The organism is Endozoicomonas sp. PH6C, from assembly GCF_059322965.1.
Map to the genome: position 1 here is coordinate 4,253,207 of NZ_CP185342.1, position 18,310 is coordinate 4,271,516.

An 18,310-nucleotide genomic window follows, 5' to 3' on the forward strand; every position below is an offset into this window, starting at 1 on the left:
TAAACGTTCATTCCAGGCGCTCATCAACCTAGCTGTCGAACTTGAGCGACCGTAGCGAGGATTGCGAGAAATTTTTAGACCAATTTATCGCAACCGCACGACTGCATGGATGCAGGAGCTAGAGAAACGCAGGAGCAGTTACCGACGACTGCATGGATGCAGGAGCTAGAGAAACGCAGGAGCAGTTACCGACGACTGCATGGATGCAGGAGCTAGAGAAACGCAGGAGCAGTTACCGAGTAGGACCGTCTTAAGTCCGACAGGCTGCTAGCAATTCAGGTGTGTTAGATGAGTTTAAGAAAGCTCTTTTTGGCATCAGTTTTTCTTATATCATTACCTGTATACGCATACCAGGTCTACAAAGTTACGTCTCCCTTATCTTATGAATCATGTTCTTGTGAGACGGCAACCATTTTTAAACTGGATGATCTGCATTTTATGGCACACAGGTGTGGTGGGAGGTATCTGAGCACACGGATTAAGATCGAAAGCTTCGATGTTGAAGCTCAAACGCTTCGAATTCGTATTGGTTCCGTTTGGTATAAAGTTGCAATTCTTGGACAGGAATCAAAATGACCGTAGTAATGTACGACTGTCTCCTTCCGACAATCCGGGTGTGTCAGATGAGTTTGAAGTTACAATTCTTGAAGATTGTTTAATGTGAGAGCCGTGAAGAAGGCACGAAATCAGTGGAGAACAGCGCCACAGTTGCTACATTATTGCGAGTAGCTTTTTATTTTCTGAACAAACCACGACTCCCTCCAGTTGAAAAACCTCGAGAGTCAGACATACCCATGGTGCTGGTAGCCTGCCTCTTCGGAGAAAAACTTTCGCTCGCGCTTCGTAACGGTGAAACCAGATGATGCCGGGAGCCTGAGACAAAAACAGCTTTGAACCGGTATTACCGCCTCCCCGGATCACTGAATGCTGCTGAAGCCCTAAGGGGCGGTATTTCACAGTAAGAGTGCCTACTTCTCATGTCTGAGTTAAAACCTGTAGAACCCGAAATCTGGAACGGATGGGTAGATTACGATGGCGACCCGCAGCAGACACAACGCTGGCACCAGAAGATTAAACCCTTCTCAGAACACTCAGGCTCCAGCGGCCTGGCATTGCTGGGGCTCGCCTGTGATGAAGGCGTCAGGCGCAATCATGGCAGGGTGGGTGCCGCCAATGGCCCGGACCTGATTCGAAAATGCCTCGCCAATCTCCCCTGGAACCGGGACGATGGACTTTATGAGCTGGGTAACGTCCACTGTCAGGATGGCGATCTGGAGGGTGCACAGAATCAATTCAGTCAAACACTGGTGAAAGCCCTCAAGGAAGGCTTGCTGCCTGTTGGTCTGGGGGGGGGACACGAAATAGCCTGGGGAAGCTTTAAAGGTCTGGCAGACTTTCTGACCCAGGATCACAAGACCCCCAAAGGATTGAATATTGGCGTGATCAATTTTAATGCCCACTTTGATCTGAGAAAGCCAGAGAAAGGCGCCAGTTCCGGAACCCCCTTCTGGCAGATGGCTCAGTTCTGCGAGCATCAGAATCTCGATTTTCACTGTCTGTGTCTTGGTATCAGCCGCAGCAGTAACATTCAGGCGTTGTTCGAACGGGCCGATGCGCTCAATGTGGCTTACATCACCGATGATCAGATTCATCGGGATAACCTCGATTTTCTGATCGAAGAACTCACTTGTTTCACCTCTATGGTGGATCATGTTTATTTAACCATTGATCTGGATGCCTTTCCCTCTTACCAGGCTCCGGGGGTCAGTGCTCCGGCTGTAAGGGGCATTCCACTGGACCTGACAGCAACCCTTCTGCAGACCATCAAGGACTGCGCAAAAGTCAGGGTAATGGATATTGCTGAATACAACCCTGAATTTGATCAAGACCTGCGCACAGCCAGACTGGCTGCCTGGTTGATTAATCAACTCACCGATCAACCCAACGAATAAAAAGTATGCACCAGGGATCACAGCGACTATTACGCCTTAACAGCTTGGCAACATTGTGCGAGAATCAAGACTCCTAGACAAAGACTTTATGAGCGCATAATGGAGAAACCCCGTCGCATTTGGGTGACCACGTTACTTTTTTCGCTAACGTTTTTTGCCATGGTCACCCTTGTTCCCTGGTACGGTATTACCCATGGCTTTGAACTCCGTGAATGGATCGTTGCCGGCTTAATCCTGATGTTTAATGGCACTGCTATCACTGCTGGCTACCATCGCCTCTGGTCTCACAAGGCCTATGAAGCTCACTGGTCAGTGCGCCTCTGGTTTGCAATCTGGGGTGCCATGGCGATTCAGAACAGCATCATGAACTGGGCTTCTGGTCATCGCCGCCACCACGCCTTTGTCGACGATCACGACAAAGACCCTTACTCTGCAAGTCGTGGTTTCTGGTTCTCCCACATTGGCTGGATGCTTCGTGACTATGACCCAAAAGCCGGTGATTTTTCTAATATCAAGGACCTGCAAAGAGACCCCATTGTAGTCTGGCAGCATAAATACTATGTGCCACTGGTACTGTTGATGAACCTGTTTATACCAACACTGGCAGGATTGCTGATGGGCGATATTATTGCCATGCTTCTTCTGGGCGGGGTATTGAGACTGGTGCTGAGTCATCACTTCACTTTCTTTATCAACTCTCTGGCTCATATCTGGGGCAAGCGCCCTTACACCGATAAAAATACCGCCCGGGATAACGGCATCCTGGCTCTGGTGACCTGGGGTGAGGGTTATCACAACTACCACCATATTTTTCAGTATGATTACCGCAACGGCATACGCTGGTGGCATTTTGATCCCACCAAGTGGCTGATCTTCGGCTTCTCGAAAATCGGCCTGACTGGCAAACTGAAGCGGGTCAGTGATTATCGGATTGAAAAAGCCCGGATCGATATGCAGTACAAATATGCCAGCCAGAAACTGACCTGCCAGATTGCCCTGCAAAAGCTGGAAGAACAGTATGAACTGGTGAGCAGCACCTGGCATGACTGGAACAAACTTCGTCAGAAGTGGGTTGAACACAAAGCCCGGGAGCTGAAACAGAACTGGGAAAGCTCAGAGCTTCATAAGCAATATGAAGAGATGAAATCGTCCATGCAGGAACAGCAAAAACGCTGGCAACTGGCTCGTGCAGGTCTGTTAACCTGATCATCAAAATATACCAGTGCCATCCAGGCGTTAGCTCGCGCCAGGTTTGTTGAAGCAGAGTGCCACAACCTTCGACAAGCCCGGTGCACTGACACCTCACCACTTTCCAACCTCTCTTCAAAGCCCTTGCAGGCTTCGGTCCTCCATAAACCATTTCCATCCAGACTGCCAAAGGTGGCTAAGCTCCCGATAAGAAGCTACGGACGGAGAATTCCGTGAGTTTCGTTAAAGTATTTAAAAGTTTGCTAAAAAGTCACTTGAGTAACGAACCAAAAAATAAATTAAACATTTACAATCCTATTCGGTGAAAGACTGGTCTAATCTGGAGTGTTCATAAATATAAATTTTTGACCGTTCAAGGATACACGTGGCATTAGGTAGCAGAACCGAAGGGAAACTTTCTAAAGGCAAGCTAAAGGCCAGGCATCAATAAATAACGACTGAACTATCTGCGGTAAATTGACTAAATTATTTTCGGGATCCATGGCTATTCTGGGAAAGATCACGGTTTATGTGCTCTTCCTTAACCTGTTTCTGTCCCGTAATTATTGGAACAAATATACCAAATTCGTAGTTTTCCTTCTTTTCTCTTCGACGTTAGCTTCAGCTTCCTCGGGCAGCCTTCTGGAAAATGTCGAACAGGTCAAAAAGTATGAACATTATTTCAAAATGCTGGGAGATATTGCCCAGAGCTCGAGAGAGACCTCTACCACCCGTAATCAATATTGGCGGGTGCATATACTGCGCTCTCGTATTGATCGCACAGAATATATGCTCATCGACCCTGAACTGAGTTCTACTCCTGTGGGTAGCCCTTTGCTGGGATCACCCAAGTCTCCTGACGCTTTCGAACTTCATTCCTTGTCTGCAAGCAACCCATTTTTGGGTAGCAGCCAACACTTTATTTCCTGGCGCATTGACTACCAGAACCATACTCTGGTCAATGGCCCGCCATTTCAAAGAATGGGACTTTCTACCTTCAGGCAACTGAGTGCGAGCGGTAGTCCCATTACGTTTAATCTGGACGATGAGACTTTGCTCAGTGTCAGAATGAGGGTACAGAACCACAGAACCGGAGACCCCAGGCCCAAGCAGAGAACGTTTATTCTTGTGCCCTATGATGCAACTCACACTGCAGCCATGCTCAAGCCAGAACACAAACCCGACCAAACCTTTTTCTGTCACTACATCAACAGTCAAAACTCAACCTGTGAGGTCTGCGTAGAGTTTGAGACTCAGGAAGACGAAAAGAGCATCCATGACCTGAGGACAGCGAGCCACTTTTATGACCCGAGAAGCATTTTCAATAATCCTGTTGAGCAAGAATTATCAGGCGCTCCCTATACTTCCACACTCAGAGATGTTGACTATCAGAGGTTCCTTCAGGTCTTTGAACAAAATATCCATGCTGAATTCCTTAATGTCGAGGACGAAATGAGCGTAGACGTTTCATCAGCATACAAGTCTATAGGACATGCCGATGCCCGAGTGATTGGAAGAGGCCAGTTTTCTGTTGTTTTTACCCTCGATGTTCTGCCCGGCCTGGCTTTGCGACGTTTCCCCGGTTACACGAACAAGAGGGACGCTGACAATTTTCTGCTAACCCACGAAGCAGCACTGAAGCTTTACAAGGAATTGGGTGTCAACCTCGAGCCCACCCGGCTTCTGAGGATCAGAGCCAGAGAGGGTTTTACCATCTACATGATCCAGCGTCACCTGAAAAAAGATGAACTGGCCCAAAATTTCATCGAAGGTTTGCTGGACTTTGGCCCTGATGAAATTGCCATGTCAATCAAATCCCAGGGCAGCATTGGTGAAGTTCACGAGATGGGATACGCAGAAGCGGTTAGCCGCATTCTGCATGCTGTAATCGCCGCCATCTATAAAAACCTGGTTAAACTGGGCAACGAAGATTGTGCCCACAGAATCTGCTGCGATGCCAAACCCGATAACTTTGCCGTTGGCTTTTCATACCGTAAGGAGTGGAAAAGAAACAACCTATACCTTCGTGACGTGATCACTCAGGCTGATCTAACGGATTTTCATCCCTGCTCTCTGGTGTTATTTGATCAATTGCTTTTCGATGGCGGCCCTGAAGCTGCATTGCTCACCTACATCCTGGGCTACAACCCCTACCAGGGGTATCAAGAGAAGATTAAAAACTGGGCTGATGCCAAACAGCTGATTGTTAAATCGCTGGCAAACATTGCCTATCACGCCGGCGATATGGCGTATGAGATCATGCCAGAGCTGGTAGACCGAACGCGTGTGATGCTTCTGGATGAGTGGCAATCCAGCCCGGAACTCAGTCGACGTTATATGGACTACCTGCGTCAGGGCCCCGTTCCACAGTTTGATGCCGGTAAACTGCCATTGGACCGACTGTTCTTTGATCCCGATGAAATTACGGCTGAGAGTGTGATTCAGTATCGAAACAATAGCTCGAGAAATAATCTCAAGCTAAAGCTTCACCATTACCTTTTAAAACTGACCAGAGAGATGCGACCTGAACAGTTCAATCATCAGCTCTATCTACCCGTTGACTATCAACAGGACTGGTGGTTGCGTATCGTGGACAAAAAATACCGGGATGATTTTTCAAAAGCGCTGGAAAGTCGCTTCTCTGAACTCGAAGCCAATCAGACGAATGATAGTGAGCCCAGTAAGGTGGCCAGCGACTTTCTGAGAACACTGGTCAATTCGGTAGCGGCCGACCGCACATTGGTCGATGAAGCAAAATTAAGCCGACTTATCAACTGGCATATCATGGCCGGCAGGATACCCGAGCATGAGCAAGAACAAAGAAAAAAACATGAAGGCGAGTTAAAAAGAATCGAAAGAGACTACCTCATTCGAAGAGTCAACCACTTTTACTCAAGTCGACTCCAAAGCCTGCATAGGAATCAATGGCCAGGCTTGCCGGCTAATAAATTATTTGAATTACAAGCGGTTCGTGCCAATGAAATTTATGAAGACAGCCTGAAAGCTTTCAAAAAGGGATTCAGCAAACTACAACAACTTTTTTGGTCGCACCTGGTAAACCGTCACCAGCCACCCCTGTCAAAAGGCGAGCAGAAACAGCTTGATACCATCAAAAAAGATGAGTGGATACAACAGGTCAATCAGAAGTATTCAGAAAAAATACAAGCCACCCTGCACCGCGCACTAGGAGAGCAAGCTTTCGAAGATAAAATACCGCTATTGGCCAACGACTCCCTGCTTGAGGTACTCATCCGGGAAATTTTATCCGATCCCCGTATTCCTCTGTTTACTGATGAATGCGCTTCTGCCACAGAGCAGGAACGGGATTATATGGTCATCGATGAACCGGACAATGCGCCTGTAAAAAGAAGCAGTTCTCCTGTCAGCCAACAATCAAAACGGGTAGAGCTGACACAGCCGTCCCCGGCCAGTGAATTACTGACAACAGGAAACGGGGCCATTAGCCTTAGCCGAAAAGGCCTTGCCGAGCTGATGAAAAAATGGGGTGTTTACCCTATGGACGTCGTGCAGGCGGAAGCCACGACCTTTCCTGAGGCCTATAGCCGACTGAAATCCCAGAGCTGGGCCAAAGCGTTGAATAATCTTAATACTTCCTTTCCCATTTCTGCGGTTTACCCACTGCCGGAAACCGTCAGATTGCGTTTAAGACCCCGGGTTTATGAACGTCACTACCTGGCCAGAGAGCTCAGACTAATATCCAGCCATGACAAAGTGCAATTTCCAAGTTACACCCACAGGGACACGCTGATTCAAGCGATCAAGGAAGTCATGGAGCATAGAAATCAGAGTCGCGAGCCAAAACCTCTGGTGATTATTGACTTTTCCTCATCTATTGATGAAACGATATCCGGTGCCACCTATCACTCCGCACCTCCACCCTCACCGCCCAGAATCATCGTGATTCAGTCAAGCCCTAGTCCTCACGAGTCCGAAAAATTGAGTCAGGTTAAACAGGTGAGCATCCCCCTTGCACAATTAAACCAATGGATTGTTGAGAACAGAAATTACGACTATCTCCTCAGGATTTTAAGTGTTAGCGATGAAGATCGATGGTTCACCCTCAAACTGCCTGAATCCGTCAAAAGTAAAAGAGACAGAAGAAAAACTCTCACCGATAACCAGATGTTGCGGGATCAATTACCCCCCCCCCTGACTTCGCAGTCGTTCCACCCTTTTAAGCGAACCAAACCGGAAAACCTTCCCCTGACCCCCCATGAATACATAGAGCTGGAACAACGGGGAGTCACGGAATTATCACTGGCAGAACTGACCCGGCTCAGAGCCCGGCAGGCTGCATTACAGGCGAACCTGAATCAGCTGGAACAAGAGGCTATCAATGCCCTGAAATCACAACGATGGCAAACTGTAAACGTAGCTCCAGACCACTTCTGCCTCTACAACAGCCTGGTTCACTTGTTGAATATGAGGCCTGAAACTGCCAGTAAGCTCATTGACCATATCATCGCCCTGCTGAGAAAACTGGTATTAACCCGACCTGATGGCATGAATTCTCAAATTATTGACGGCCTGTTTCGAAACATTATCTTTCTGGCTTTAAAAAACAATGTAATCAGCCATCATCTTCTGTTCCAGCTGAGACACCTGCTCTTTAATGATACTCCCCTGCTCAAGAATACGCTCAAAGGATTCCTGAGCCATTTACCCAGACACCTTCGTGAACATCTGCCTGCGAGCTACCAGGAGACCCTGGACACACTCGACACCATGGATAGCGATGAACTATGGTCCCTCTTGAATCAGCTGATCACCCATTCAGGTAACAATACCGCTCTTGATCTATTGTTAGCGGACCTGATTAACCAATTAGCGGTTTTTGCCGGTCAAACCCAACAAATACAACTGATTAATGACCTGGTTCAGCATCTGAGCAACCAATGGCATCAGGATGGCTCCAGGTTAACGCCTTATATTTTGTTTCTCGGACTGGGAGCCCAGGCCCTTGACGATCTCATGGACAACCCCACTCAGGCTGGCTTACAGATGCTTCAGGGTCTTACGCCTATTCAGCCGGGACAACATATGTGGGGGGATAACAATGTCGTAGAACACCTTCTGATGCCTTTGCTACGCGCAGCGAATACGCCGCTGAACGTCATGATTGTTACTCCTGCCGTTCACAACTTTCAAAACCCGCTGGGTGCCATGTTTATACCGGCAATGGCTGGCAACCCCGCCCTTGGGGCGATGCCGGTGCCCAGCCATGACTCCTCGCAGATCGCAGAATGGCTTGATGATCGGGGCACCATCACACTGTTCCATGGCAATCTGCAAGCGCCACTGATCGCAGACAATTTCATAAACGCTGGCAATCACTGGCAGCCTGTTGTGCGAACACCGCAACCGAAGACATTAGCTCCAGCGGTAAGCCTTAAAACGAAGGACTCCTCTTCTGAACAACAGCCTGTTATCTCTCTCATTGACATAAAAACCGAGCCTGAATCCCCGCCTCCCCTGTCCGCATTCAGGAGCGATTACTCTGACAATGATGGCATTGAGATCCCTGAAGATTACCTGCCCGGGGACTATGGAAGTCTGATGGCAACAAGGGCACCCAGTGTACTTGAAGGAATTTACTGGGTTCGCTGGCTGGTGATTATTATGACTCTGGTCGTGCATAACGTCTCAGACGGTTGATGGAAACGAAACATTTAGCCGCCAACTTCATCTCCCTTGGCTATTCTGAACAGGTTGCTAAGATTTTGCTTGAGGCAGGGCGTGGTCAAACCCTCTATTCGAAAAAAAATCATTCTTTTCACCGTAGTGCCCGTCACACTCTTCTATAACCTGCTGAGTGCCTTGCACATCTATACCTCTTTCAAGGAGTCCTCCCATGAGATAGAGATACAGATGCGCAACAACATTGTGCACTTTGCCCGTAACCTTGATGCCTACACTCAGGAGATCATGTCCCAGGCTAAAGCCCAGATTCGTTTATTACAGACTGAAAGCTACCCGACCTACCCGTTGCTACACAGTATTCTCGCTTCCAGCCCCTTCCTGACCAGAGTCTGCTGGATTGACACTAAAAATATAGCGACTTCAGCGTGTATCAATAAACGCAAAAACAAGGCAGAACCCACCCAACTGCCCGCAATGCCGCCCACCGAACTGGGCAGCAACTGGCTGCAGCTGCTCAAACAGAATGACTACTGGAGCAAGCTCTATCGGGATGCCAAAACCGGCAAGAGACTGGTCAGTTTTATTGTCCCGAGCTCTCAAAAGGGCGATGGGCATCTGCTTAAACTGGATGTTGATATCAATCGTATGGTTCACGATGTCATCAATCCAAAGCTGTTTGAAGGACGCAATATCGGGATCAACCTCTGGAAATTCAATATGGTCGACCGCAGCGGTGACTACCTCTACAGCGACAGCATTCAGGCGAACCGCTTTGGCCATAAAAACCTGCGCCAGACCGGTGAAGTTTATGGTATCGAAGGGTTCGGCAACAAGATCGAGGAGTGGATTGATTCCGGGCGGGCCGAGACCTTCCGGGCCTGGCTGCCAAACCCTCAGTATCAAAAAGAATACTGGTTCTTCGGTGCCCCGGTGTCTTCTTCCCAGTGGTGGCTCTATACCTCAGTCAGTCGACAACATGCTCTCCAGGGAGTGCTCGACATAGCCTTGCTGGACATTGCTATTATGCTGATCTCCCTGCTCTTGATTCTGGGTGGCATCTGCTATGCCTCCAAAAAAATCACCAACCCCCTGATTACCCTGAAATCCTGCATGGATAACTTTATCGAGCATCATAAGCTTGTTGAACTGCCCGACACCCATTCCAGGGACGAAGCCGGCTCCCTGGCCCGTTCATTTGTAAAACTGACTCAGTGGCTTGATGCCAGGGACCTTGCCCTGCACCAGGCCAGAGCCAACAATATGGGGCATATCGTTCAGGGGTTGAAAGGACGCTACTTTTATTTCCAGCTCAACACTGACGGCAAAATTGTTCATATCAGTCGTTCGGTGAAATCGGTCCTGGGCTATCGCAGTGAAGAGTTTTCCGGCCCACTGGAGAACTTTTTGAGTCACGATCCGGGCAATTGCAACTACAAAGTCAATTTTGAGAAAGCACTGAGAGGAGAGCCGGTAGAAGCTTTTGAACTGGATATCCAGAATAAACAGGGACAGTCCCGAAGGATTGAACTGTTCTGGAACGCCATGACTTCCGGACAGCAAAGAGTGATTGAAGGACTGGCCAATGATGTCACTGAACGGGTTAGTGATACCCTTAAATTCAAGGCTTTGCTGGATTCTGCACCAGATGCCATGATCATCCTGAATCCGGATGGCATTATCGTCATGGTCAATACCAGAGCTGTCGAACTACTGGGCTTCCTTCGCGATGACCTTATCAATATGCCCCTTTCTCTGCTTGTTCCTCCTCAATCCCGGGAGAACCATCCTTTGATCAGCCCTCTGCTAGAAAGAGCCTGGAAGCGAACACAACTGTTTCGTCGGGAGACAGAAGCCGTTGACCGACGTGGGCGCACCTTTCCAGCAGAGTTAACCAGTAATCCACTGATTACCCGCGACGGTATTCTTATATACGTTGTCATCCGGGATATCACGGAAAGCAAACAGATTGAGCTGGCCCTGCTGAGAGCAAGGGACGAAGCGATTACCGCCAGTCGCTCAAAAAGCCTGTTCCTGTCGTGCATGAGTCATGAGTTACGAACACCATTGAATGGTGTCATTGGCTATGCGCAGGTGTTACAGCGGTCAGGAGGACTGAACCCCGGACAGCACCGGAAGCTGGCCATTCTTGAGCGGTGTGGCCAGCATCTGCTAACCCTGATTAACGACATTCTTGATCTTACTAAAATTGAGACTCAGGGTGTGGACCTGCACCCGGTATCAATTAACCTCAGACGGTTGCTGTTGGAAACCCGGGAGTTTTTTGTCCCAAGGGCAGAGCATAAAGATTTACAGTTAATATTGACCATTGATGAGCAGGTTCCGGAGTGGATAGAAGTTGATGATGTCAAGCTAAGGCAAATTTTGACCAACCTTCTGGGCAACGCCATTAAATATACCGAAGAAGGCTCCGTTGAAATCCGCATTGATGCGGTGGATGAACGACTCTGCTTTTCAGTGAAAGATACCGGCGTAGGCATTGATCCGGATAATTTTGAAATTATCTTTGACCCCTTCAGACAGTTGGATGAAAGCCTGAAGTCAGGAGGCACCGGATTGGGTCTGGCCATTAGTCGCCACCTGGTTAAAGCCATGGGAGATGACCTGACTGTTACCAGCCATGTCGGCCAGGGTAGCAGCTTCAGGTTTTCGATCCCGTTGAAAGAAGTTCCGGCGCTGGATACCGATAATGTTTTTTCTTCCGACCAGGTGGAACTGATACTGGCTGACAATCAGACCTACACCGCACTGATTGTTGATGATCTGGAAATAAACCGTGACCTGCTTAAAGTCATCATGGAAGAAGCCGGCTTCAAAACCCTGCAGGCCAGTGATGGACTGGAAGCTCTGGCTCGCCTGGAAATCCAGAAACCGGAGCTGGTTATGATGGACATCAGAATGCCCAAAATGGATGGAATGGAAGCACTCAAACATATCCGTCTGAATCCCGAGCTGAAAAACCTGAAAGTGATCGCTGTGACCGCCAGCGCAGGCTCTGACATCCAGACAAGACTCAAGCAGGCAGGATTTGACGGCGTGCTGGCCAAACCCTTCAAGGTGAATTACCTGCTACAAGTAGTGGCCAGCCTTTTGAATCTGGATATCAGGAAGTCTCGCGTAGCCGCCGATAAAGCAGAAGTTTCTGAACTGCCGCAACTGGATGAGACTCATAAAAAAGCATTGCTGAGAAAGGTCTCCCGGGTGCTTGAATTCGGTGATATACAAGAACTGACGTCCATAACGGATGAGTTCAAAGAAGCACATTTACAGACCTATTGCCAGTACCTTCTGCAAATTGCCGAGGCCTGTGATGTGGACGAGCTGGAAAAGTTCTACGAGCAACTGCAGAGCCAGTCTTCAGAGAGCCCGGTCTGAAGGTGCAAATCACTACAACAGAGCTCAGTATTAACCTATACTGCGCCATTATTAATCCCATCGAGTAACCCATGAATTCAACTTCAATTATTCAGGAAATTCAGGCCAAACTGACTCTCACCCTGAAAGACATCTACACATTGGCACTCAATGCCGATGAACAGCTGGAGATTCTGCAAAAACAAGAGAAAGGCAACTTTTCTGCCATTTTTCAGAAGGACTCAGGCTTCAGTGCCTCCGCTAACCGCTTTCTGCCCTATCTGATCGAATTAAATGACGAAATTGAAAGTCTGCCCATTATGGAACCTGAAAACCAGAGAGCCACGATTGAGGGCATTATGAAGAAAATGAGAATGATGCACGAAGTACTGGCCAGATTTCATAGCATCAAAGACGAAACCCTGCACTGAGCAGAGGACGGGCTGCCGACACGCGGCTGGAGCGAATCCGTCGCAGATACCCCTTGCAAAATAAGGTCGACAGGTTAATATACGACTTCGTCAGCGGGGCACTTTCAGAAACCCCAAAGCGAAAGTCGGAGCGTAGCGCAGCCTGGTAGCGCACCACAATGGGGTTGTGGGGGTCGGAGGTTCGAATCCTCTCGCTCCGACCAGTTTTTCCGGACACTATTCCACGTTTGTTTGTGAGCTTGAACCATCAGAGCGATTTACTCTTTGACGAACTGTGTTATCAGGCACACATTCTTCATAGGATGGTGGAGGATTCTCTAAGTCTTCATCGATGAAGTCCCGCTGAGGTTGAAAAGCAACTACTGCATTTCGAATAGCTTCAGATTCTAATCGATCAAGTTCCTTAAAAAACTCTTTCCCGATCGAGTGACTTATCTGAGAGCCAGCTAACCACCCAGCTGCAGTTGCTACCGCAATCCCTAAATTACTACATGACATATATTTCGCAACAGAAAAACAGAAAGCGGAAACAGTCAATGGAGGGACTACCGCCATTCGTTGTCGTATATAAAACTTTCCATCATTGGAGTATTTATTATAATGATCAACATCCCAGAGAATATTTCTGATGGATAATTCTTTTACGGACCTCGTCAGGAATTGACCAACACTTGAACCCGTTTCTGGTTCTGCTTGTCTGCCTTGTTCAACAGTTGGATGACCGACTGCTTGACTATTTACATTCATAAGATACCTCCTTTTTTTAAACTATGAATCGTTCAAATTACTTTATCTTTAAAGAGAATCAGTTTCCCTGACATTTGCGATAGTGCAACTGACAAAATCCATTGGATATTTGGGATTGATAATCTGTCGAAAGAATTAAATTTGCTTCCTATAAATTAAGACCATAAAAATAAACGATAGTTCCATTCACTGCATTTTCAGATTCAAATAATTTATTATTCCTGACCAGTCCGCTTTCAATCCCGCCAACAAGTGATCAAACCGCTGCGCAGCTTTTCTCATGCTGCCAAAGAAAGCATGCCAAGAAAGATAGCCGTGTTGAATAACTGTGAACTTTTATGTCCATTGACTGTCGAAAAGCAAAGATTTCCATGGAAGTTATAGCTATGAGTCACGGTTTAACCCCAATCAACACCACAGCCGATACAAGCACGAGCCCTGCAGATTCCACAACATCAAAGCCAAAATCTACATTGAACCCTGAGGCGCCAGCATTTATTCCACGTACTCAGAGTACTCAGCAACATTGGAATCCACCCGCCAATATCAGAGACCGGCAAGCAACTGCAAGCCAGGACCTTTCTACGCCGACGTTTCAACAACACAGAAAAAAACATCATAACGCTTATTCAGGCATGATTGATGATGCTTACAAAGAACTCAGAAAACACAAATTCACAACGGCAGAAAAAGCATTTCGGACCCTCCTCAAAAACTCTGAGGAGACACTGAGTCAATTTCAGCGCCATTCTGTACTGATGGGGCTTGCAAGGTCGCTAAAAGAACAAACCCAAGAAAAACAGTTAGAAGCCTGTTCTCTTCTGGAAGAACTCAGATCAAATGGAACATTCTCTCAATCCGGAGCTTCGACCATACCCTACCTTGAGCTGACCCTGAGCCAATGCGAACAGACGCTGGGAAGGTACCTCAAGGCTGAAACACGACTTTTAATTCTGAGCAACAAAAAGCCCAATGCCAACGAGTGGGCACTGTGTCAGCCTTCCGGGGATTATACCGTTGATATTGCACTGGCCCGGCTATGGGAGATTATGAACAAACGCAAGCTGGCTGAAACACTGCTACTGAAAATCCTGGCAGAACTGACTCAAAAACTTCAGTCACGTCTATCCGCTCGCGCTGCCAATAAATTTTGCAAATACCTCCACGACGCAAATATGACTCTGGTACTACTCTGGGAGCGGATGGGCAAACAGCAAGGGGCTGAAAACCTGCTTCTGGAGATGAGTGGCAAGCCCCCCAATGCCAGCGAAGACATTCTATGCAGGCCCTGTGAGCATCTGGACATCAACCTGAGCCTGGTGCAAATATGGGAGGTAATGGGCAAATATAAACTGGCGGAAAAACTGCTGTTGAATATGAGTGGCAAGCGCGCCGATGCCAATGAGGACCGTCTGTGTCAGCCCACAAAGCATGACATTGATCTGGTACTGGTACGACTCTGGCAGTTGATGGACAAACATAAACTGGCTGAAAAACTGCTGCTGAAAATGGCTGGCAAGGATCCTGAAGCCAGTGAGGAAGTCCTGTGCAGCCCCTGTGAGCATGAAAACCTCAATCTGCCCCTGGCACGACACTGGGAGGTGATGGGCAAATATAAACTGGCTGAAAAACTGCTGCTGAACGTCAGTGGCAAGCACCCTGATGCCAGTGAGAAACACCTCTGCAAAATCTCTGGAAAGTTTGCTATTGATCTGGCTCTGGCAATACTCTGGCGAGTGATGGGCAACATTGAATGGAGTGAAAAACTGTTGCTGAACATCAGTGGCAAGGACCCTGATGCCAATGCGGAAGTCCTTTGCAGGCCCACAGGAGATCATAAAATTGACCTGGCTCTGATGCGACTCTGGGAGATGACAGATGGCAAACATGAATGGGCTGAAAGACTGCTGCTTAACATGAGTGGCAAGCCCCCTGACGCCACTGAGGAAGCCCTGTGCAAGCCTTGTGGAAATAAAGAAATTGATCTGGCTCTGGCGCGACTCTGGGAGCTGACAGAGAGCACACATGAACGGGCTGAAAGACTGCTGCTGAACATGAGTAACAAGAGCCCTGATGCCAGTGAGGAAGACCTGTGCAAGCCCTCCGGGAATCATGATATTGATCTGGCTCTGGCGCGTCACTGGAAAGCAGTGGGCAAAATTCAACGGGGCAGGAAACTGATTGAACGTTGCAGTGGACTCTATCATTCGCTTGAATGTGAATTGTTACTGTTGAACTTCCATGTCGGGCAAGCAGGATTTATGGAAATGATTACCCGGTATCCGAAAAATGCCAATACACTGCTGACGACTTCGATCCATTATTTCATCCTGGCATGTGTGCAGATAACAGAGGGTGGCCCGGAATCAGGAAAAGATACTCTCAAAACGGCTCTTGAGTTCGCAGAATCAGCATTGCAGAAGTGTCCCACAAATGCGGGCGCGGTGTCGCAAAAAGCGCACTGTCTGAGAATGATGAGCGCCGATCAGCAAGTATGGAAAGGATTGTTCCAAAGAGCCCGTCGCCTTGAACCCAGTCGAGAGCATAAAGATAAAACCGATCATTGGCAAAGTGCAGAAACCGCAGCTCTTCGGAAGGTGCGAGGTCGCGCAGAGTTAAAATGAACTTCTGTCCCTGTGAACAGTCAAAAAGCATGTTTCCATGAGAGTTATATCGCTATGAATCACGGACTGACTCCAACCAGCGCCACAGCCAATACAAGTTCGGCCCTTGCAGATTCCATAACATCAAAGCCACAATCTAAATTGAACCCCGAGGCGCCAGCGTTCATTCCACGTGTTCAGAGTGCTGAGCAACATTGGAATTCACCCGCAAATATCAGAGACCGGCATACAACGGTAAACCAGAAACCTTCTTCCCTGAGGTCTCAACAACTCAGTCAGAAGAAAGGTTCTGGCCCTTATTCAGACATGATTGATAATGCTTACCAAGAATACAAAGACCGCAAATACGCAACGGCAGAAAAAGCGTTTCGTACCATCTTGAAAAACTGTATGAAGTCACTGAATCAATACCAGCGACATGAGGTACTGCTGGGGCTTGCAAGGTCGCTAAAAGAACAAAACCGCGAAAAACAGTTAGAAGCCTGCTCACTTCTGGAAGAGCTCAGATCAAATGAAACATTCTATCCATTCGGAGCGTCGACCGTTACCCACCTTGAGCTGACCCTGAGCCAATGCGAACAGGCGCTGGGGAGGCACCTCAGGGCTGAAAAACGACTTTTAATGCTGAGCAACAAAAAGCCTCAAGCCAACGAGAGGGCACTGTGTGAGCCCTCTGGCAACTACACCGTTGATATTGCCCTGGCCCTGCTATGGGAGACTATGAACAAAATCAAGCTGGCCGATGGACTGCTACTAAAGGTCGTAGCAGAGCTGACTCAAAAGCGTCGGTCGTGCCCATCCGCCAACGCTAAAAAAAAATTGGGTAAATTCCTCCATAACGCCAATATTGCTCTGGTGCGACTCTTACAGGCGCAGGGCAAACATGAACGAAGTGAAAAACTGCTGCTGGAAATGAGTAACAAGCACCCCAATGCCAGTGAAGACACTCTGTGCAGGCCCTGTGAGGATCATGTCACCAACCTGTCCCTGGTGCGAATTTGGGAAATAATGGGCAAGTACAAACTGGCTGAAAAACTGCTGCTGAACATGAGTGGCAAGCGCATCAATGCCGATGAGGACAGTCTGTGTCAGACCACCAAGCATGACACCGATCTGGCACTGGTGCGACTCTGGCAGTTGATGGACAAAAATAAACTGGCTGAAAAGCTACTGCTGAACATGAGTGGCAAACACCCTGATGCCAGTGAGGAAGTCCTGTGCAACCCCTCTGAGAATGACGACATCAATCTGACCCTGGCACGACACTGGGAAGTGATGGGCAAATATAAACTGGCTGAAAAACTGCTGCTGAACATGAGTGGCAAGCACCCTGATGCCAGTGAGGAAGTCCTGTGCAAGGTCTCTGGAAAATATCTTGTTGATATGGCTCTGGCAATACTCTGGCGAATAATGGACAAGGATAAATGCTGTGAAAAACTGTTGCTGAACATGAGTGGCAAGCACCCTGATGCCGATACAGAAGTCCTTTGCAAGCCCTCTGGAAATCATAAAGTTGACCTGACTCTGGCACGCCTATGGGAGACGATAGATGGCAAACATGAATGGGCGGAAAGACTGCTGCTGAACATGAGTAACAAGCCCCCTGATGCCACTGAGGAAGTCCTGTGCAAACCCTCTGGAAATAACGAGACTGATCTGGCTCTGGTACGACTCTGGGAGCTGATGGAAGGCAATAAACATAAATGGGCTGAAAGACTGCTGCTGAACATGAGTGGCAAGTGCCCTGATGCCAGTGAGGAAGAGCTGTGCAAGCCCTCCGGGCATCATGATATTGATCTTACTCTGGCACATCACTGGGAAATAGTGGGCAAATCTCAACAGGCCATGAGACTGATTGAGAGTTGTTGTCAACTCTATCATTCAACTGAATGTGAATTGTCACTCTTGAACTTTCATCTCGGGCAAGCAGGATTTATGGACATGATTGCCCGGTATCCGGAAAATACCAACACACTGCTGTTGACTTCGATCCATTATTTCATCCTGGCACGTGAGCAAATAATAAAGAGTGGCCCTGAATCAGGAAGTGATAGCCTCAAACACGCTCTTGAGCTTGTAGAATCAGCGTTGGCGAAGAGCCCTACAAATGCAAGTGCGGTGTCACAAAAAGCGCATTGTCTCAGAATGATGGGTGCCAGTGAGCAAGTATGGAAAGCATTGTTCAATAGAGCCCGATCCCTTGAACCCATCCGGCAACATAAAGATAAAACCGATCATTGGCGAATCAAAGAAGCCGTTGCCCTGGCTAAGATGAAAAGTCTCACAAAGCAAACATGAACCTCTGTCCCCGCTGATTATCTGGAGGTATGAGTTT

8 protein-coding genes and 1 tRNA gene are annotated in these 18,310 nt (G+C 48.1%); 8 read left to right on the forward strand and 1 reads right to left on the reverse strand.

The window, feature by feature from the left end:
• Positions 1-977: 977 nt before the first annotated feature.
• The 6 genes from hutG to ACOMG9_RS16620 all read left to right on the forward strand — a co-directional run bounded on the left by hutG (position 978) and on the right by ACOMG9_RS16620 (position 12,807).
• Positions 978-1,952: a formimidoylglutamase gene (gene hutG / locus ACOMG9_RS16595; protein ID WP_448217693.1), complete on the forward strand. Its 975-nt coding sequence runs from the start codon at positions 978-980 to the stop codon at positions 1,950-1,952.
• A 99-nt stretch (positions 1,953-2,051) separates the two neighbouring features.
• Complete coding sequence (locus ACOMG9_RS16600; protein ID WP_422134548.1) at positions 2,052-3,158, forward strand: acyl-CoA desaturase; 1,107 nt, start codon at positions 2,052-2,054, stop codon at positions 3,156-3,158.
• Between the two features lie 483 nt (positions 3,159-3,641).
• Entirely contained in the window at positions 3,642-8,816 is a 5,175-nt protein-coding gene (locus ACOMG9_RS16605) for a hypothetical protein (RefSeq protein ID WP_494529113.1), read from the forward strand.
• A gap of 81 nt (positions 8,817-8,897) precedes the next feature.
• Entirely contained in the window at positions 8,898-12,194 is a 3,297-nt protein-coding gene (locus ACOMG9_RS16610; RefSeq protein WP_494529114.1) for a PAS domain S-box protein, read from the forward strand.
• Positions 12,195-12,265: 71 nt separating this feature from the next.
• Complete coding sequence (locus ACOMG9_RS16615; RefSeq protein WP_422134551.1) at positions 12,266-12,604, forward strand: hypothetical protein; 339 nt, start codon at positions 12,266-12,268, stop codon at positions 12,602-12,604.
• Between the two features lie 126 nt (positions 12,605-12,730).
• A tRNA-Pro gene (locus ACOMG9_RS16620) sits at positions 12,731-12,807 on the forward strand.
• A 13-nt stretch (positions 12,808-12,820) separates the two neighbouring features.
• On the opposite strand, the gene ACOMG9_RS16625 is transcribed toward ACOMG9_RS16620, so the two are convergent.
• On the reverse strand, positions 12,821-13,351 hold the full coding sequence (locus ACOMG9_RS16625) for a hypothetical protein (protein WP_448217696.1): 531 nt from the start codon (positions 13,349-13,351) through the stop codon (positions 12,821-12,823).
• Positions 13,352-13,737: 386 nt separating this feature from the next.
• Between ACOMG9_RS16625 and ACOMG9_RS16630 the strand changes: the two genes are divergently transcribed.
• Both ACOMG9_RS16630 and ACOMG9_RS16635 read left to right on the forward strand, forming a co-directional pair.
• A complete protein-coding gene (locus tag ACOMG9_RS16630) occupies positions 13,738-15,975 on the forward strand; it encodes a hypothetical protein (protein WP_448217697.1) in 2,238 nt (745 codons plus the stop codon).
• 54 nt (positions 15,976-16,029) lie between these two features.
• Positions 16,030-18,273 carry a PABP-interacting PAM2 motif-containing protein gene (locus ACOMG9_RS16635; protein ID WP_494529115.1) on the forward strand — a complete coding sequence of 748 codons (2,244 nt, stop codon included), beginning with the start codon at positions 16,030-16,032 and terminating at the stop codon, positions 18,271-18,273.
• Positions 18,274-18,310 lie beyond the last annotated feature (37 nt).